The following is a 17,279-nucleotide window of genomic DNA, read 5'->3' as shown; positions in this document are numbered from 1 at the left end:
TCGGCGCCTGATTCGCTCCCTTTCGCGCCTTACGCACCAGTGCTTATGGGCGCGATTGGCGGAAACGCTTGCGGTGCGCTGGGGAAAGGTGAGCGAACGCACGACGGCGACCTGCCGCCGTCGTGCGTTAGCTGTTCTGAACCCGAGTGCTAGAGGGTGGCCAGGAGATCCCGCATTTCCTGAATCTCCGCTTCCTGGGAAGTGACGATGTCCTTGCTGAGTTGGACGGCTTCGGGGTTACTGCCCTGGGTGATCTCAGTCTTTGCCATGGTGACCGCGCCTTCGTGGTGCGCGATCATCTGGGTCAGGAAGAGCTTGGCAGCCTCTGTGCCCTTGGCTTCGCTGAGTTTCTTGAGATCGTCGTCGGTCAGCATGCCGTCCATGCTGTGACCGCTGTGCCCGGAGGACCCCATCACTGGCATGCTCCAGCCCTTGAGCCAGCCCGTCATCTTCTCGATTTCGGGTGCCTGAGCTGCTTTGATCTTTACGGCTAACTGGGTCACCGCGGTGGGGATGTCAGCCTTGGTGAGCATGGCGTCGGACATCTCCACGGCTTGGGCGTGATGGGGAATCATCACTTGGGCGAACATGGCGTCAGCAGCGTTGTGGTCTGCAGAAGTGATGTTGGAGGGCGCGCTGGTGCCGGAGTTTCCGTGGTCCATTCCCGGCATGGAGCCAGGGTTTGCGGGAGAAGCACAGCCGGTTACGGCAAGGAGCCCCGCAAAAGCGGCGGCGCTAAGGGTGAGCTGGGTTTTGTTCATCAGGGTTGTGGTCTTTCGATTGTGGGGCGGCCCGGGGCGCGAGCCATCCTGGTGATAAGCATGATGGTGGCCTCGAGAGCCCGAGTGGAGGGATACGAGGCACTGCATAGGCGGCAAAATTGGGGCCGCCAAGGCAAAATGCTTACGTTCTACTGATCGAAAGTTGACTCAGGGAAGGCCTGGGCGGGGTATAGGTCCACGTTCGCGGTGCTTCAACTGTGGCCCACAGACCATCAGCCAGGCCCCCAACTCCGCTGCCCGGAAGCGGAGCGAGCAGGGAACCTGTCTTCAATGACGGGATGCAGTGTTCAGCGGTTGATTCTGCACATGAGCAGCTACCCGTGGAGCAGGACTCTGCTTCGATGCTGGAGGACAGCGGGTGGTGGTGAGTGCTGGCGGACTGGGATCCGGCTGTTGAATGCCCGTGATGCTCACTGTGCAGCGTTGACGCCTGAGTAGCGGGAGCCGAATGTGTCGTATGGGAACCCATCACTACGTGCATGCCGAAAATTCCAGCAATGACGCCCAGCACCAGCAGGAACAGGGAAGCCCTACGAAGGGGCAGTGGAAATGCTGATTTGCTCACTTTGGGCCTCCTTCCGCCGACTATACGCTGGGGGTACACTTACAAAACCATACCCCTGCAGGGTATGGAATCCAATGAGGAATCCGCGTATGTGGAATTCCCGTCCCTCTCGCGGGGTTGTTCTCAACATGCACAAAAAACGGATCGGCTTCCTGTCCTTCGGCCACTGGGCCCGCGTACCAGGATCGCTGGTTCCCACGGCCGGCGAGGCCCTGAAACAGGGGATTGAACTCGCTGTTGCTGCGGAGGAACTGGGCATGGACGGCGCCTTCTTCCGGGTCCATCACTTCGCCCGGCAGCAGGCCTCTCCCTTCCCACTCCTGAGCGCGATCGCAGCGAGGACCAGCCGGATCGAAATGGGTACAGGCGTGATCGACATGCGCTACGAGAACCCCCTTTACATGGCCGAGGAAGCCGCTGCCACGGACCTCATCAGTGATGGCAGACTGCAGCTCGGTGTGAGCCGTGGTTCACCCGAGCCAGCACGGAACGGTGCCGCAAACTTCGGCTACGTCCCTGCAGACGGCGAGGACGGCGGCGACATGGCACGCCGTCACACCGCACTGTTCCGGAAAGCCATCGCCGGGCATGGCGTGGCCGAGGCAGATCCGCACTACGCGGGTGGGGCGACGGGTCTGCTGCCCATCCAGCCTCAGTCACCCGGCCTCCCGCAAAGAATTTGGTGGGGAGCCGGCACCCGGAAAACCGCCGTGTGGGCAGCGGAACAAGGCATGAACCTTATGAGCTCCACGCTCCTCACCGAGGACACAGGCCTGCCGTTCGATGAGCTGCAGGCCGAACAGATCCATATGTTCCGCGAAGCATGGGCGGCAGCCGGGCACGACTTTGAGCCGAGGATCTCCGTCAGCCGCAGCGTGATCCCGATTGTGGACGAGATAGACAACCACTACTTCGGCCTCCGCGCCCAGGCAGACAGCCAGGACCAGGTGGGCGTCCTCGACGGCGCGTTGTCCCGTTTCGGTAAGAGCTACATCGGGGAGCCGGATCAGTTGGCTGAGGAGCTGGCCAAGGATGCTGCGGTCCAAGCAGCGGACACCGTCCTGCTCACGGTGCCCAACCAACTGGGCGTGGAGTACAACGCCAAGCTACTGGGGAACGTGGCAAAGCACATTGCACCAGCCTTCGGGTGGAGGGCAAACCAAGGGGTGTAGGCCCGGTAGTGTTGCTGGCTGTGCATTACTGCGCCAACAACACAGGAGCACGTGTCAGTCCCTTCAACGACGAGGGGACTACACAGAAAGCAAAGGTTGCCCCATGGACATTCAGAACCTCCTCGACGACATCGTGGGAGCAGTTCAACCGCACGTCGGCCAAGGAAAAGTCGCCGACTACATCCCCCAACTCGGGGCAGTGGACCCGCACCAGTTCGGAGTGTCGGTGGTGACCCGGGACGGGGAAGTATTCTCGGCCGGAGATGCCCACGTGGAGTTCTCCATTCAGAGCATCTCCAAAGTCTTCGCCCTCGCCTTGGTGCTGGCTTCTGACGGCGACCGCATCTGGAAGCGGGTGTTCCGGGAGCCCTCGGGTAACCCCTTCAATTCCTTGGTCCAGTTGGAAAGCGAGGAGGGCATTCCCCGGAACCCTTTCATCAATGCCGGTGCAATTGTTGTGACGGACAGGCTCCTCAGCCTGACGGGTAGCGCCGCGCACTCCGTCAGGGACTTGATGCGGCAAGAGACAGGCAACCGAAGCGTTGACACTGATCACCACGTGGCTGGCTCCGAACTGGCCAACGGACACCGCAACGCCTCGCTGGCCCACTTCCTGGCAAGCTGCGGCAACTTGGAGAACCCGGTGGACGACGTCCTGGACTCCTATGCGAAGCAATGCGCGTTGGCCATGACATGTGAGGACCTTGCGCTAGCAACCCGGTTCCTCGCCTCCAACGGCCTGGGCGCAGACGGGACCCTGCTGTTGTCACCGGCGCAAACCAAGAGGATCAACGCGGTCATGCTCACGTGCGGAACCTATGACGCCGCGGGCGAATTCGCGTACCGCGTGGGCCTTCCGGGCAAGAGCGGCGTGGGCGGCGGCATTGTGGCCGTGGTTCCGAACAAGTGCTCCATCAGCGTGTGGAGCCCAGGACTTGGAAGGTCCGGAAACTCGGTGGCGGGTGTCGCAGCGCTGGACGAATTCACCACGCGTACTGGCTGGTCGGTCTTTTAGGCGCATGATGGAGACATGACCCCCAAAGACGGAAAGGCCCCCAAGAACCGCAAGCCTGCGGCGCCGGCGCCGGGAACCCAACCCACCGCCGTCGCGTTTTTGGAGCGCCTGGAAATCCGGCAGTCCGCGGTGGAGCAGGCAAAGTACCAGCGGTATTTCAAGACCGGCAAGGGTGATTACGCCGAGGGGGACTTCTTCCTTGGCGTCCGGATGGGCGAGGTTTTCACGCTGGCCAAGGAATTCGCGGCCATGACTTTGGACGATCTCGAGACGCTGCTGGAGAAGGACATCCACGAGGCCCGGGCGGGTGCCGTGAAGATCATGTCCTTGCAGGCTCAGAAGAAGAAGACCACCAACGATAGGCGCCAAAGCCTCTACAAGCTGTATCTCCGCAGGCACGACCGCATCAACAACTGGGACCTGGTGGACTTGGGAGCCGGGCGTGTGGTGGGCGGTTGGCTCATGGATAAGCCGCGCGACCCCCTGTACGAACTGGCCCGCTCAGAGAGCATGTGGGAGCGCCGGACCGCCATTGTTGCCACGTCGGCATTCATCCGCGAAGGCCAATTGGATGACACTTTCGCCATCGCCGAGATCCTCCTTCATGACAAAGAGGACCTCATCCAGAAAGCTGTAGGTGGTTGGGTCCGTGACGCCGGCCGCAGCAGCCGCGAACGGCTTCTCGCCTTCCTGGACGAACACGCCGCCACCATGCCGCGGACGGCGCTTCGTTACGCGATTGAGCACCTGGGCAAGGAACAGCGGGCCCATTACCTGACGCTCAAAGACAGGGTTTCCCCTAACTGATCCGCGCAAAATCAGGCCCAAAGTCGGCAGTGAGCAGCCACTGTATATGACGTTGGATTACCCAGCGTTACCGGGTGTTTCTGAGCCTTTGAAGCATGTTACGGAGCCGCCCTACAGTTTTTTCATGGCAATACAGGACATTTACCCCACCGCGCTGCGGCTGCTCGGCCGCCCGGTGCTGGTGGTGGGCGGCGGCCCCGTCGCGGAACGCCGTGCCAAGGGACTGCTCGACGCCGGTGCGAAAGTCACCGTGGTCGCGCCCGTTGCCACCGAAAACCTTCGCGGACTCGCTGCTTCCGGCCTCCTCACTTGGGAGCCGCGCGAGTACCGCACGTCAGACCTCGACGGCGTCTGGTTCGTTCAGACCGCTACTGGCACTGCCGCTGTGGACACCCAGGTATCGGCCGACGCCGAGGCGCAGCGCCTCTGGTGCGTCAATGCCTCGGACCACGAAGCATCAGCAGCATGGACACCGGCCGTTGCTGTGGTTGATGACGTCAAGATCGCCATCAACGCCGGCGGAGACCCGCGCCGTGCCATGGCCCTCCGCAATGCTGTTGCCACTGCCCTGGAAACGGGTGACCTTCCGCTGCGACGCCACCGCAAGCCGGACGCAGCCGGTAAGGCGCCTGCTGGTTCGGTGGCCTTGGTAGGCGGCGGACCTGGCGACTCGGGCCTCATCACCGTCCGCGGCAGGCGCCTTCTGGGCCAGGCCGACGTCGTGGTCGCTGACCGACTTGGCCCGCGTGAGCTGCTCAAGGAACTCGCCCCGGACGTCCGCGTGATCGAGGTAGGCAAGACGCCCGGCCACCACCCCGTGCCGCAACTGGAGATCAACCGGATCCTTGTGGACGAAGCCCTCCAGGGCAACCGCGTGGTCCGCCTCAAAGGCGGCGACCCCTACGTCCTGGGTCGCGGCGGCGAGGAAGCCGAGTTCTGCCGGCAGAACGGCGTCGAGGTTGAAGTGGTGTCCGGCGTGACGTCGGCGATTTCCGTTCCGGCCGCTGCCGGTATTCCCGTGACGCACCGTGGCTTGGCCAAGGGCTTCAGCGTGGTGACCGGCCACGAAGAGCTGTCCGAAGTCCCCGCACGCCCCGATCACACTGTGGTGTTGCTCATGGGCGTAGCGCAATTGCGGGATTCCGCGGCTGCGCTGGCAGGCTCGGGTCTGCCTTTGGACACACCAGTAGGTATCGTAGAGAACGGGTATTTGCCGGACCAACGCGTCACCATCGGCACTCTGGGTACCATCGCGGACCAGGCGGAAGCCGTCGGCGTGGCCAACCCAGCGGTCATTGTGATCGGCGATGTTGTCCGTGTCAGCCCCTTTGCACCGCAGCACTTCAAGACCGCTGACTACAGCACTATTACCCCAAATCGTCCCCGCGTCCGCAGTAACTGAGAAGAAGAAGGAACACAGCCGTGTCAATTAGCACCCCCGTAGGTTCTGCGGACCGTCCGCTTCGCATCGCCGTGATCGGCTCCGGCCCGGCCGGCGTGTACGCAGCGGACATCCTGACCAAGAGCGAGGCCGTCAAGAGTGGCGAACTCAACGTCAGCATCGACCTCTTCGACCGTTACCCGGCACCGTATGGCCTGATCCGTTACGGCGTGGCACCGGACCACCCCCGCATCAAGGGCATCGTCAATGCCCTTCACAAGGTGCTGGACCGCGGCGATATCCGCTTCTTCGGCAACGTGGACTACGGTACGGACATCTCCATCGAGGACCTCCGGAAGCACTACGACGCCGTCATCTTCGCCACTGGCGCCATCAAGGACGCGGACCTGAACATCCCAGGCATCGAACTCGAAGGCTCCTTCGGCGGCGCCGACTTCGTCTCCTGGTACGACGGCCACCCGGACGTTTCCCGCGAATGGCCGCTGGATGCCAAGGAAATCGCTGTCCTCGGCAACGGCAACGTAGCCCTGGACGTGGCCCGCGTGCTTTCAAAGCACGCCGAAGACCTCCTGGTCACCGAAATCCCGGACAACGTTTACGCCGGCCTGAAGAACTCCCCGGTCACCGACGTCCACGTCTTCGGCCGCCGTGGCCCGGCACAGGTGAAGTTCACCCCGCTGGAACTCCGCGAGCTCTCGCACTCCAAGGACGTGGACATCATCCTCTACGCCGAAGACTTCGAATTCGACGAAGAGTCCGACCGCCAGGTCCAGACCAACAACCAGACCAAGACCATGGTTGGCACACTGACAAACTGGATCGCCGAGCAGCCCGAGGACCTCTCCGAGCTCACGGCCTCCCGCCGCCTGCACCTGCACTTCCTGCACAGCCCGGTGGAGATCGTGGACTCCCCGGAAACTCCGGGCAAGGTTGCCGGCATCAAGTTCGAGCGCACCGAGCTGGACGGCACGGGCAACGCCCGCGGCACCGGCGAGTTCATCGATTACCCGGTCCAGGCTGTATACCGCTCCATCGGTTACTTCGGTTCGGCCCTGCCGGACGTCGAATTCGACCACAAGAAGGGCGTCGTTACCAACGACGACGGTCGCGTCCTGGACGCCGACGGCCAGCACGTACCGGGTCTCTACGCAACGGGCTGGATCAAGCGCGGCCCCGTGGGCCTCATCGGCCACACCAAGGGCGACGCCTTGGAAACCGTCACGTACTTGCTGGAAGACCGTGAGAACCTTCCGGTTGCCGAGGCTCCTGCAGCAGACGCCGTGGTGGAACTCCTCGATGCCCGCGGCGTGAAGTTCACCAGCTGGGAAGGCTGGCTGGCACTGGACGCCCACGAGCTCGCTCTCGGCGCAGCAGCCACCGAGGCCGGTACCTCCCACGGTGTTGAGGTCAAGCGTGAGCGCATCAAGGTTGTGCCGCGCGAGGACATGGTCAACATCTCCCGTGATGGCGTAGCCGCACAGGTCTAGCCTCCATAGATAGAGCGACGCGGGTCACCCCTTGAACTGCTCCCCGAGAGTTGGACTGAGAAATCACTTCTGACTTTCGGGGAGCAGTTTTATGCAGGGAAGTAGTTCGTTATCCGAGGAGCAACGCGAAGTGACCGTTCAAGGATGCGGTCACTTCGCCTACAAATCAGTTCAGCACCAATCGAAGACCCAGCTTGGACCATCCAGGCTGGGTCTTCTCTGTACGGATTAGACAAGGTTGCCAAGATCAGTGCCGCCATACCAAGCAGCACCCAGATCGCAGCGCGCGAAACGATATTTGCTCATTCGTGACGCTGAAAATTGAACATTTCGCCGATTTCACGATTATTACCGACCCGAAAACAATTAAATGGCTCGATGATCAAAGAGATGCAATTATTCACTCACAAAGGAGACAGTGTTGTCTCCGTTTTCTGAGGGGGAGTAATGAAGATTGGAAACCTCAAAGCTGCTGGAGTTGTGACAATGGCGGCGGTGATATCGTTTGGAATTCCCGCTACGGCCCATGGGGCGTCGGACATCTACTACGCTTATCAGAAACCAATGGTGCAAGGGCAGCATGCAGAAAGCGGATACGGCGGCACGAATGTCGGCGGTGAGGGATTCATGAACTCCACCTTTGGCGGCAAGTTGTACATCCGAACCCGCGGAGATAACAGCGGTTATGTCTATGGCGGTATTGACATACCAAACCATGCCCGCGTCCGTTTTACACACCTGCCCGCCTCGTTGACTCACGGCGACTGCTGGTGGGGCTATGGGATTCAAATTCCAGGGACAACAGGGGTTGACTGTGCCAGGTCGCGACAGTAGACCATCTTGCACTTCAGGCCCGGCTTTCGACCCTCTTCCTTCAGGAGTAGTAAATGACCTTTCCATCAAAGCGCTTAAAATCGACCGCCGCTGCCACACTCGCGATCTCCAGCTTGGCGTTGGCCATCTTCGCGTCACCGGCCCTTGCCACCAAAGAGGGCCCGCTGGCTCCGGACGCTTTGGTCCCTGCGTTAGGCCAAGAACAGCAGTCAAAAGACCTGCCGCCTTCAGCTGTAGCAGCGAGCCACGCCGTGTCGGACTTGGCGACGGATTCCGTGCGCCTGCTAAAGAAGACAACGAGCGCGTCGTACTACACGGCTGTGAGCTCCGATCGGTCAGAAGTCTGCCTGGTCGTGTCCCTCGATGCTCCGGCAGGAAACATCGCAACGGCTTGCATGACGCGGGCACAGTTCAATGAGAACGGTCTTTCGCTTCATATCTGGGGCGATCAGTCAGCCGCTAACGCGAAGGGAGTTACCGCCTATCTGGTTCCTTCTGATGTCGAACTGGAAGCCAACCCCACAGCGAAGTCCCTACGGGCAGATTCGGTCATGAGTAGCCGGGCAAGCAGCCTACTCATAGTTGAAGGCCCCGATGACTTGCCTGCCACGGTCGAACTGCCGCGAAGCACATCACCGCGTGCGTTCGTTCTTAATCGACTGGACTAGGCAACGTGCCCAACACCAGTGTTATTCGAACGCTCGCATCAATGACGGTTACAGTTGCTTGGATATTTGTTCTTGGATTCCTCATAATCCAAATCCGAAGCGCCCACGACGGGATCATTACGGATTTTCTCGGGAACCCTGTTCAAGCCATCGTCCCGAGGGTCGCGTGGGAATGCCATCTTGCAATGGTGATTCTCAGTGCAGTCATAGGGTGGGTTTTCCGCGACCGTTTCTCGCCTCAAAAATCGAATGGTTCTGTGGCACCACTTTGGGGCGCAACACTGACCTTAGCCACGACGATGATCATCGCGATCATCATCGGGCAACCAGAAACTGAGCTGGGCCAGCGTACAAACACAATTGTGCTGCAGTGGCTGGTCGAGGGGGCATTCTCAGTAGCATCTGCAACTGTTCTCGGTATCCTCATTTCCTGGAACATCGCAAATTCAAGGAACCGGTTGCCGAACCGAGCACATGCCAAGCGTGGAGATCGGTTGGATCCACAACCGTAGGAGAGGTCCCGGGTCGAACGGGATTACTATAGTCGGATCCCCACAGTGGATGGATCCGCAGTGTTGGCCCGGCGCCTCTCACCTTGTCCTTTTCAGCTGGCGGTACCCTGAACCATGGACGTCGTGGTCATCGAAACTCCGCAGCTGGGCGACCGCAGCTACTTGGTGCATGACGGCACTGTTGCGTTGGTGATCGACCCCCAACGGGACATTGACCGGGTTGAAGCCGCAGCCTTGGACGCCGGCGTGCAAATTACGCACGTGGCCGAGACACACCTCCAAAACGACTACGTCACCGGCGGGCTGATCCTGGCGGAGAAGCACGGTGCCGCGTATCTGGTGAACGCCGACGATCACGTCTCTTTCTCCCGCGTCCCGGTCACTGACGGCCAGGTCCTGCGCGTCGGCCGGCTCACGGTCTCGGTAGTTGCGACGCCGGGCCACACGCACACGCACCTTTCCTATGTGGTGCGGGATGACGCGCACGACGGCGGCCCCGAGGCTGTGTTTTCCGGCGGAAGTTTGCTCTACGGCTCAGTGGGACGGACGGACCTCGTCTCGCCGCACGACACCGCCGAGCTGGCCCATGACCAGTATTCGTCCGTGCGGCGTCTGGTGGACGCGGCCCGTCCGGAGGCAGCGCTGTACCCGACCCATGGATTTGGTTCGTTCTGTTCCACAGGTCCCGCGAGCCGCCAGGAATCGTCCACAATTGCTGAGCAGGCAAAGTCCAACCACGCCCTGACGGATCCCCACGAGGACCACTTTGTTGCAGAGCTGCTGGAGAATATCTCCGCCTATCCTGCCTACTACGCCCACATGAGCCCACTGAATGCGGCTGGACCCGGCCGGCCGGACCTGACAGTTCCTGACTCCGTTGATCCCGGGGAGCTGAGCCGGCGGTTGAGGGCAGGGGAGTGGGTGGTGGATCTGCGCCATCGGGTTGCCTTCGCTGATACCCACCTTCAAGGGAGCGTGAGCTTCGAATACGGACGCGGGGACAACTTCACCAGTTACCTCGGCTGGGTGATTCCGTGGAACCAGCCGCTCACGTTGCTGGGCCCACGCGGCGAGGTTGATCAGGCGATCCGAGACCTGGCGCGGATCGGCATCGACAACCCGGATGCCGCCGTCGGGCCTGACTCAACGGGTCTGGACATCGGTGCCCTGGCACCGGAGTTTCCCCGGGCGAGATACCCGCACGGGGACTGGACGTTGCTGATGAGAGAGCAGCAGCCGGGGGACGTGGTCCTGGATGTTCGCCGTCCGGACGAGTTTGAGGCCTCGCACGTGGCGGGTGCGCGGAACATCCCGGTCTACGAGCTCCCGGGGAAGATCACGGAGTTACCGGATGCCCGGATCTGGGTGCACTGTGCCACGGGATACCGCGCGAGTGTTGCCGCGAGCCTGCTGGATCGGGCCGGGCGCGACGTTGTGCTCATCAACGCGAGGTTCAAGGACGCGGCGGGGGTGGGCGTCGAAACGACCCCGTAAACAGGAGTTGGGCTACCGCGGCGCCTGGTCCGAGCAGTAGTCCAGGTTCCGGTAGACGCTGCTGACGGCGGCGTCGGGGTCGTGTGCCTCAAGGGCGTCCACCAATTCGTCGTGGCCTTCGCGGGGGATGCCGTTGAAGCCGCCCTTGCGCTGCTGCCGGAGGAGGTCGTTGTGGAACACGCCGCCGAACGAAACATACAGCTGGTGGAGCAGGGGATTTCCTGATGCCAAGGCAACGCGCTCGTGGAATTCCCAGTCGGCGCTGGCCCACGTGGGGTAATCCTCCGCCTGCCACGCATCGTGGCGGAGCGCCAGGAGGCGGCGCATTTCGGCCAAATCCTCTGTGGTGGCGTGCTTCGTCGCCAGGCGGGCAGCCTGGGTATCCAATCCGAGACGGACCTCCACAATGTGTTCCTGCGTGTGTTCCAGGTACATCCGCTGGGCCGCGCCTGACATTTCACTGTTGGCCCTGACATACGTGCCGTCTCCCCGGCGGACCTCCAACATGCCCGAGTGCGCCAAAGCCTTGATGGCCTCCCGCAGGGTTCCCCGCGAAACACCTAAGGTGGACATCAGCTCAGGCTCCGCAGGGATGCGCTCCTGGAGCGGCCATTCGCCGGACTTGATCATGTCCCGTAGCTTGGAAGTGATCTCCTCGGCCAGAGCCGGGCGATGCGATGGAGTCAGGGTCATGCAGTCCTCGGTCCGGTCTTGGTGGCAGTGCGCTTGCTGGTGAGCAGGTGGCAGGTGACCATGAGCGCTACGGCCACAATGGAGAGCAGGCTCAGGGGCAGCACCCAGCCGCCGGTGGCGCTGTGGAGGAGTCCCATGCCAAAGGGGCCAATGGCCGCAATCAAGTATCCCAGCGATTGGGCGATGGTGGAGAGTGCGGTAGTTTCCGCCGTCGACCGTCCGCTGCGGCTGATGATCACCAAGACCAGCGGGAAGATGCCCAAGCCGAGGCCGAACAACACGGCCGGCACAACGGCCAACGACGTCGGCAGCCAGATCATGGCGGCAATGGCCAGCAACGTGGAGCTGCTGGCGAGATAGAGGGCGGGGCGGAGCATGCCGGGCCGGGAGCCGAACGCAAGGAGGATCATGCCGGCAGCTACGGAGACCAGCTGCATGACACCAAACTGCAGGCCGCTTTCTGAAGCGCTGAGGCCCTGGGAAGTGAGGATGTAGGCGAACCAGCTCATCACGGCGTAGGCCAGGAAGGCCTGGAAAGTGAAGATGGCGGTGATCAGAATGCCCAGCCGGGTGCGGAGCAGCGGCCACATGGAGACCCGCGGCCGATCAGCCTTGGTGGCATTCCGGTGGGTGTGCAGGACTATGGGCAGGAATCCGAGGAGGGCTGCGACACCCAGCAGGCCCCAGGCAGCCAGACCCATGGAGGGTGAGCCGAGTTCCTGCGCCAACGGAACGCTGACGACTGCGGCGAAGGTGGCGCCGCCGGACATGGTGAAGGTGTAAAGGCCGGTCATCATGGAGGTGCGCTCGGAGTAGTGCTCGCGGATGAACGACGGCATGGCCACGTTGCATACGGCCAGTCCGGACATGGCCAGGACGGTGCCACCAAGGAGGGCCCCTGTCACCGGAACGCCACGCACCAGCAAGCCGCCGGCCAGCAGCGCCAATGCGATGGCAATGGCTTTCTCGACGCCCACACGCCGGGTCAACCACGACGTTCCCATGCCTGCGACAGCAAAGCACAACAGCGGGATGGACGGCAGGATGGACGCGACCAGAGCGCCGTAGCCCAGCACCTGCTGCAGTTCGTGGAACAGTGCGGCGGCGCTGGTGATGCCCGCCCGCAAGTTCAGTCCGATAAGTACAACGGCAATAATGCCGACGACGGCGACGACGCGCGTCTTAGGGACCGCCTGCGCGGGGGAGACCAGAGGGATGTTTCCTGTAGTTGTCGTCAGAGAAGTCGTCGCCATATCTAAAGGTTAGACGTTTGACGTCTAATGTCCAGAGTTTTGTGGCGAAGCTCTCCGCCGGGGACTATGGGCTGCCTGGAGCGGGACCGCTCAGCGAGGGTTGCGCGAACCCAGGCGCTGCACCGCCAAGGCCAGCCACAGCTGCACCCGGTCCTGCGTCTGGGAGGGGTCGTAGCCCGTCAATTCGGTGATCTGTGCCAGGCGGTACCGCACCGTATTCCTGTGCAATGTCAGGGCTTCCGCCACTGCAGCCACTGACCCGTTGTGGTTCAAGTAGCTTTCCAGTGTGGCCACCAGTTCGGCACCGTGGGCGGCGTCGAACTTCCGCAGCGGCGTGAGGGACTCGCTGGCCATGTCGGCGAGAGGAACGTCCTCACTGGCGAGCAACAGGGACGTCAGGCTCAGGCGTTCGGGCTCGTTGACCGGCAAGCCGTGCGCCACGGCGTCGCGCGCTTCAAAGTAGCTCCAGCGCAAACCGTTCGGCTTCGTGTAGGCGCCGCCGATGCCGATCACGGCATGGATTCCGGCCTCCTGGAGGTGATCGCTGAGGCTCTTGGCCAAGGCAGTGGCGGAACTGCCGTCGTCGCTGATGACTGTGACCAGATCCTTCCCGACGACGGCGCTGACGCCGGCTTCCATTGCTTGGGGCAGCGAAATGCTGACCAGTTGCTTGTGGTGCGCTGCGGACTCCGCAACAAGCACCACGTTCTTCCTGGTGCTGTTGATTCCAACGCCGGCCAAACGCCGGGCGGCTTCGATGGTTTCCAGGGTGCCGTGGATGACGTCGTCCAACACCTGGCCCGCCATGGCCCGCTGGGACTGACGCTGCTTGACCATGTTGTTGAGCTCCACGCTGATCAGGTTCTGCGCGTAACTGACAATTCCCGAGTCCACGAACGGCTGCCGGAGCCAGAGCGTGCAGGCATCCCTGCGGCCGGTGGGAATCGGATACGACGCCCAACCATCCGCCGTCGGCGCCGGCTTCCCGGCCACGCTGTTGTAGAGCTGCGCGCTGAACTGGGTGAGCACAACGTCGGTGCGGAGCATGCTGCCCAGTTGCTTAAGGAGTTCGTTCAGGCCGCCGCCGGTGAGGAGTGAGCGGGCCAGGATCTGGTGCCCGGCCAGGAGCCGTTCCAGATTGGAATAGTGGTCCGCTGAATGCGACTCGGCCACCAGTTTTCCAATGGCGATGAAGGGGATTTCGTAGGGCACTTGCACCAGCGGAAGACCCCAGCGGTTGGCTTCTGCAATCAGTGCCTCCGGAACGGCCTCATGGGTGAGGCCGATGCCGAAGCCGATACCCACGGCGCCTGCGCGCTGGACCTGGCGGACGAAGCGCCGCTGGTCCGCGGCGCTCTTGAGGCGCAACCCCGTGGTGAGTACCAGCTCTCCGCCGCTGAGGAAGCGCTGCGGGTCTTCCAGTTCCGTCACGGCAACCCAGCTGATGTCCTGGCTCCACGTCGTCTCGGCGAGGCCGGCTTGGCGGAGTTTCAGGGAGGGGACTGCGACGAGGGATGCGAGGGACATTGCCATACTTAAAAGCGTAACCCGGCGCTGGTCAAGCGCACTAAGCCGGGGCTTCTTGTGTGTGCAGCTGACTATTCCTTGCACCCCCTCCCTGGCATAGGCTCTGATCAGCTAAAACCCATGCCCAGACACCGAAAGAGGTTGCACACCGTGGTTCAAACCTTGCAGAACTTCATCAACGGCGAATTCGTTACGCCGGCAGGTACGGGTCTTCTGGACATCGTGAACCCCACCAATGGGGAAATCGTTGCCAAGTCGCCCATTTCGGTGCAGGCCGACGTCGATGCTGCCATGACCGCAGCGGCCGGCGCCTTCAAGACGTGGAAGCACGTTACCCCGGGCCAGCGCCAGCTCATGCTGCTCAAGCTTGCCGATGCCGTGGAGGCCAACAGCGACGAACTCGTTGACGCCCAGCACCGCAACACCGGACAGGTGCGCTCCCTGATCGCCTCCGAGGAAGTTGCTGCCGGCGCCGACCAGCTCCGCTTCTTCGCCGGTGCTGCCCGCATCGTTGAAGGCAAGTCCGCAGGCGAATACTTCGAAGGCCACACCTCCTACGTGCGCCGCGAACCGATCGGCGTCGTCGCCCAGGTTGCGCCGTGGAACTACCCGTTCCTCATGGCCATCTGGAAGATCGGCCCCGCCCTGGCAGCCGGCAACACTGTTGTCCTCAAGCCTTCCGACACCACCCCGGAATCCACCCTGGTGCTGGCACGCCTCGCCGGTGAGATTTTCCCCGCCGGCGTCCTCAACGTTGTTCTCGGCACCGGTGAAACCGGCGCCATGATGGTGGACCACAAGGTTCCCGGCCTGGTCTCCATCACCGGTTCCGTCCGCGCCGGCATCGCCGTGGCAAGCGGCGCAGCCAAGGGCCTCAAGCGCGCACACCTGGAGCTTGGCGGCAAGGCTCCGGCCATCGTCTTCAAGGACGCTGACATCAAGAAGAGCGCCGCGGCCATCGCCGAGTTCGCCTTCTTCAACGCCGGCCAGGACTGCACCGCCATTACCCGCGTGTTGGTGGAGGACTCCGTTCACGACGACGTCGTGGCAGCCATGGTGGAACACACCAAGACCCTGCACACCGGTTCGCAGAACGACGAAGACAACTACTTCGGCCCGCTCAACAACGTGAACCACTTCAACGCCGTCACCTCGGTAGTGGAGCACCTCCCGGCCAACTGCAAGATCGAAACCGGTGGCCACCGTGCAGGCGAGAAGGGCTTCTTCTTCGAGCCCACCATCATCTCCGGTGCCAAGCAGACCGACGACATCGTGCAGAAGGAAACCTTCGGCCCGGTCATCACCGTCCAGAAGTTCAGCACCGAAGAAGAAGCGCTCGAGCTCGCCAACGACGTCGAATACGCACTGGCCTCCAGCGTCTGGACCACCGACCACGGCACGGCCATGCGCATGAGCCGCGACCTTGACTTCGGTGCGGTCTGGATCAACACCCACATCCTCCTGACGGCAGAGATGCCGCACGGCGGCTTCAAGCAGTCCGGCTACGGCAAGGACCTCTCCATGTACGGCGTGGAAGACTACACGCGCATCAAGCACGTGATGAGTGCACTCGACGCGTAGCGCGTTCGCCCCACCCGTACGAATTTCCCAGAAAGGCAACCACCTCATGACCACCACCGCGAACGAACTCTCGTACCGCATCGAGCAGAAGCGCAACATCAACGGCGCCTTCCCCGGCCCCAAGTCGCAGGCACTGGCTGAGCGCCGCGCCGCCGTCGTTGCTGCCGGCGTCGCCTCCGGCGTCCCCGTCTACGTTGAAGACGCCGACGGCGGCATCATCCGCGACGTCGACGGCAACTCCTTCATTGACCTGGGCTCCGGCATCGCCGTGACCAGCGTCGGTGCGTCCGACCCCGCCGTCGTCGCTGCCGTCCAGGAAGCTGCCGCGCACTTCACGCACACCTGCTTCATGGTGACCCCGTACGAGGGCTACGTTGCAGTTGCCGAGCAGCTCAACCGCCTCACCCCGGGCGACCACGCCAAGCGCACCGTTCTGTTCAACTCCGGTGCTGAAGCCGTGGAGAACGCAGTCAAGGTTGCACGCCTGGCCACCGGCCGCGACGCCGTCGTAGCCTTCGACCACGCCTACCACGGCCGCACCAACCTGACCATGGCACTGACCGCCAAGGCCATGCCGTACAAGACCAACTTCGGCCCGTTCGCGCCCGAGGTCTACCGCATGCCCATGAGCTACCCGTTCCGCGAAGAGAACCCGGAGATCACCGGTGCAGAGGCCGCCAAGCGCGCCATCACCATGATCGAGAAGCAGATCGGTGGCGACCAGGTTGCCGCCATCATCATCGAACCCATCCAGGGCGAGGGCGGCTTCATTGTCCCCGCCGAAGGCTTCCTTCCGGCACTGTCGGCTTGGGCCAAGGACAAGGGCATCGTCTTCATCGCTGACGAGGTCCAGTCTGGCTTCTGCCGCACGGGCGAATGGTTCGCCGTTGACCACGAAGGTGTTGTCCCGGACATCATCACCATGGCCAAGGGCATCGCCGGCGGCCTTCCGCTGTCCGCGATCACGGGCCGCGCCGACCTGCTCGACGCCGTCCACCCCGGCGGCCTCGGCGGCACCTACGGTGGCAACCCGGTTGCGTGCGCAGCAGCACTGGCGGCCATCGACACCATGGAACAGCACGACCTCAACGGCCGCGCCCGCCACATCGAAGAGCTCGCCCTGGGCAAGCTCCGCGAACTGGCCGGGGAAGTCTCCGTGGTTGGCGACATCCGTGGCCGCGGCGCCATGCTGGCCATCGAGCTTGTCCAGCCCGGCTCCAAGGAACCGAACGCTGAGCTCACCAAGGCCGTTGCTGCCGCCTGCCTCAAGGAAGGTGTCATCATCCTGACCTGTGGCACCTATGGCAACGTGATCCGCCTGCTCCCGCCGCTGGTCATCAGCGACGAACTGCTGATCGACGGCCTCGAAGTCCTCGCCGCAGCCATCAAGGCGCACGCGTAAGTCTTCACGCTGTAGACAGGAGGAGGGCCGGGTTCATTCGTGGACCCGGCTCTCCTCCTTCGTTTATTCCCCCGAGTTCGCCGGA

16 protein-coding genes are annotated in these 17,279 nt (G+C 62.7%); 11 read left to right on the top strand and 5 right to left on the bottom strand.

Translation table 11 applies throughout. The features are described 5' to 3' along the window. Positions 1-149: 149 nt before the first annotated feature. Together AB4Y77_RS03850 and AB4Y77_RS03845 are read right to left on the bottom strand one after the other, a co-directional pair. Positions 150-761, bottom strand: a complete 612-nt coding sequence (locus tag AB4Y77_RS03850) for a DUF305 domain-containing protein (RefSeq protein WP_311214666.1) — start codon at positions 759-761, stop codon at positions 150-152. A 142-nt stretch (positions 762-903) separates the two neighbouring features. Next, entirely contained in the window at positions 904-1,293 is a 390-nt protein-coding gene (locus AB4Y77_RS03845) for a DUF6153 family protein (protein ID WP_396136331.1), read from the bottom strand. Between the two features lie 182 nt (positions 1,294-1,475). Between AB4Y77_RS03845 and AB4Y77_RS03840 the strand changes: the two genes are divergently transcribed. The 9 genes from AB4Y77_RS03840 to AB4Y77_RS03800 all read left to right on the top strand — a co-directional run bounded on the left by AB4Y77_RS03840 (position 1,476) and on the right by AB4Y77_RS03800 (position 10,738). After that, entirely contained in the window at positions 1,476-2,519 is a 1,044-nt protein-coding gene (locus tag AB4Y77_RS03840) for an LLM class flavin-dependent oxidoreductase (protein WP_311214665.1), read from the top strand. A 103-nt stretch (positions 2,520-2,622) separates the two neighbouring features. Beyond that, a complete protein-coding gene (locus tag AB4Y77_RS03835) occupies positions 2,623-3,534 on the top strand; it encodes a glutaminase (RefSeq protein ID WP_442013003.1) in 912 nt (303 codons plus the stop codon). Between the two features lie 15 nt (positions 3,535-3,549). Then, positions 3,550-4,341: a DNA alkylation repair protein gene (locus AB4Y77_RS03830; RefSeq protein ID WP_442013002.1), complete on the top strand. Its 792-nt coding sequence runs from the start codon at positions 3,550-3,552 to the stop codon at positions 4,339-4,341. Positions 4,342-4,465: 124 nt separating this feature from the next. Beyond that, positions 4,466-5,743: a uroporphyrinogen-III C-methyltransferase gene (cobA, locus tag AB4Y77_RS03825; RefSeq protein WP_442013001.1), complete on the top strand. Its 1,278-nt coding sequence runs from the start codon at positions 4,466-4,468 to the stop codon at positions 5,741-5,743. A gap of 20 nt (positions 5,744-5,763) precedes the next feature. After that, complete coding sequence (locus AB4Y77_RS03820; RefSeq protein ID WP_442013000.1) at positions 5,764-7,230, top strand: FAD-dependent oxidoreductase; 1,467 nt, start codon at positions 5,764-5,766, stop codon at positions 7,228-7,230. A gap of 447 nt (positions 7,231-7,677) precedes the next feature. Continuing rightward, on the top strand, positions 7,678-8,064 hold the full coding sequence (locus AB4Y77_RS03815) for a hypothetical protein (RefSeq protein WP_311214660.1): 387 nt from the start codon (positions 7,678-7,680) through the stop codon (positions 8,062-8,064). Positions 8,065-8,117: 53 nt separating this feature from the next. Next, positions 8,118-8,732 carry a hypothetical protein gene (locus tag AB4Y77_RS03810; protein WP_442012999.1) on the top strand — a complete coding sequence of 205 codons (615 nt, stop codon included), beginning with the start codon at positions 8,118-8,120 and terminating at the stop codon, positions 8,730-8,732. A 41-nt stretch (positions 8,733-8,773) separates the two neighbouring features. Next, entirely contained in the window at positions 8,774-9,244 is a 471-nt protein-coding gene (locus AB4Y77_RS03805) for a hypothetical protein (protein ID WP_442012998.1), read from the top strand. 114 nt (positions 9,245-9,358) lie between these two features. After that, positions 9,359-10,738, top strand: coding sequence for an MBL fold metallo-hydrolase (locus AB4Y77_RS03800; protein WP_442012997.1), 1,380 nt, complete (start codon positions 9,359-9,361; stop codon positions 10,736-10,738). A gap of 12 nt (positions 10,739-10,750) precedes the next feature. Here the strand turns inward: AB4Y77_RS03800 and AB4Y77_RS03795 are convergent, their stop codons facing one another. The 3 genes from AB4Y77_RS03795 to AB4Y77_RS03785 form a co-directional block, all read right to left on the bottom strand. Further along, positions 10,751-11,431: a FadR/GntR family transcriptional regulator gene (locus AB4Y77_RS03795; RefSeq protein WP_311214656.1), complete on the bottom strand. Its 681-nt coding sequence runs from the start codon at positions 11,429-11,431 to the stop codon at positions 10,751-10,753. Next, the gene (locus AB4Y77_RS03790) at positions 11,428-12,684 is read right to left on the bottom strand and encodes an MFS transporter (RefSeq protein ID WP_442012996.1); all 1,257 of its coding nucleotides are present in this window, start codon (positions 12,682-12,684) and stop codon (positions 11,428-11,430) included. Before AB4Y77_RS03790 ends, AB4Y77_RS03795 begins: the two co-directional genes overlap by 4 nt. A 90-nt stretch (positions 12,685-12,774) precedes the next feature. Next, positions 12,775-14,217, bottom strand: a complete 1,443-nt coding sequence (locus AB4Y77_RS03785) for a PucR family transcriptional regulator (protein WP_311214654.1) — start codon at positions 14,215-14,217, stop codon at positions 12,775-12,777. Between the two features lie 144 nt (positions 14,218-14,361). Here AB4Y77_RS03785 and AB4Y77_RS03780 point away from each other — a divergent pair, with 144 nt between their 5' ends. Both AB4Y77_RS03780 and gabT read left to right on the top strand, forming a co-directional pair. After that, positions 14,362-15,792: a gamma-aminobutyraldehyde dehydrogenase gene (locus AB4Y77_RS03780; protein ID WP_311214653.1), complete on the top strand. Its 1,431-nt coding sequence runs from the start codon at positions 14,362-14,364 to the stop codon at positions 15,790-15,792. 46 nt (positions 15,793-15,838) lie between these two features. After that, positions 15,839-17,194, top strand: coding sequence for a 4-aminobutyrate--2-oxoglutarate transaminase (gene gabT, locus AB4Y77_RS03775; RefSeq protein WP_442012995.1), 1,356 nt, complete (start codon positions 15,839-15,841; stop codon positions 17,192-17,194). Positions 17,195-17,279 lie beyond the last annotated feature (85 nt).

Source organism: Paenarthrobacter sp. YAF11_1, from assembly GCF_052113445.1.
Taxonomy (GTDB): Bacteria; Actinomycetota; Actinomycetes; order Actinomycetales; family Micrococcaceae; genus Arthrobacter.
This window is presented reverse-complemented; position numbering and strand designations above follow the sequence as displayed.

What these genes read in the sequence shown, in the direction of transcription:
- AB4Y77_RS03850 (WP_311214666.1), bottom strand. Translation starts at nt 761, where the DNA reads ATGAACAAAACCCAGCTCACCCTTAGCGCCGCCGCTTTTGCGGGGCTC.
- AB4Y77_RS03840 (WP_311214665.1), top strand. Translation starts at nt 1,476, where the DNA reads ATGCACAAAAAACGGATCGGCTTCCTGTCCTTCGGCCACTGGGCCCGC.
- AB4Y77_RS03835 (WP_442013003.1), top strand. Translation starts at nt 2,623, where the DNA reads ATGGACATTCAGAACCTCCTCGACGACATCGTGGGAGCAGTTCAACCG.
- AB4Y77_RS03830 (WP_442013002.1), top strand. Translation starts at nt 3,550, where the DNA reads ATGACCCCCAAAGACGGAAAGGCCCCCAAGAACCGCAAGCCTGCGGCG.
- cobA (WP_442013001.1), top strand. Translation starts at nt 4,466, where the DNA reads ATGGCAATACAGGACATTTACCCCACCGCGCTGCGGCTGCTCGGCCGC.
- AB4Y77_RS03815 (WP_311214660.1), top strand. Translation starts at nt 7,678, where the DNA reads ATGAAGATTGGAAACCTCAAAGCTGCTGGAGTTGTGACAATGGCGGCG.
- AB4Y77_RS03810 (WP_442012999.1), top strand. Translation starts at nt 8,118, where the DNA reads ATGACCTTTCCATCAAAGCGCTTAAAATCGACCGCCGCTGCCACACTC.
- AB4Y77_RS03805 (WP_442012998.1), top strand. Translation starts at nt 8,774, where the DNA reads ATGACGGTTACAGTTGCTTGGATATTTGTTCTTGGATTCCTCATAATC.
- AB4Y77_RS03800 (WP_442012997.1), top strand. Translation starts at nt 9,359, where the DNA reads ATGGACGTCGTGGTCATCGAAACTCCGCAGCTGGGCGACCGCAGCTAC.
- AB4Y77_RS03795 (WP_311214656.1), bottom strand. Translation starts at nt 11,431, where the DNA reads ATGACCCTGACTCCATCGCATCGCCCGGCTCTGGCCGAGGAGATCACT.
- AB4Y77_RS03790 (WP_442012996.1), bottom strand. Translation starts at nt 12,684, where the DNA reads ATGGCGACGACTTCTCTGACGACAACTACAGGAAACATCCCTCTGGTC.
- AB4Y77_RS03785 (WP_311214654.1), bottom strand. Translation starts at nt 14,217, where the DNA reads ATGGCAATGTCCCTCGCATCCCTCGTCGCAGTCCCCTCCCTGAAACTC.
- gabT (WP_442012995.1), top strand. Translation starts at nt 15,839, where the DNA reads ATGACCACCACCGCGAACGAACTCTCGTACCGCATCGAGCAGAAGCGC.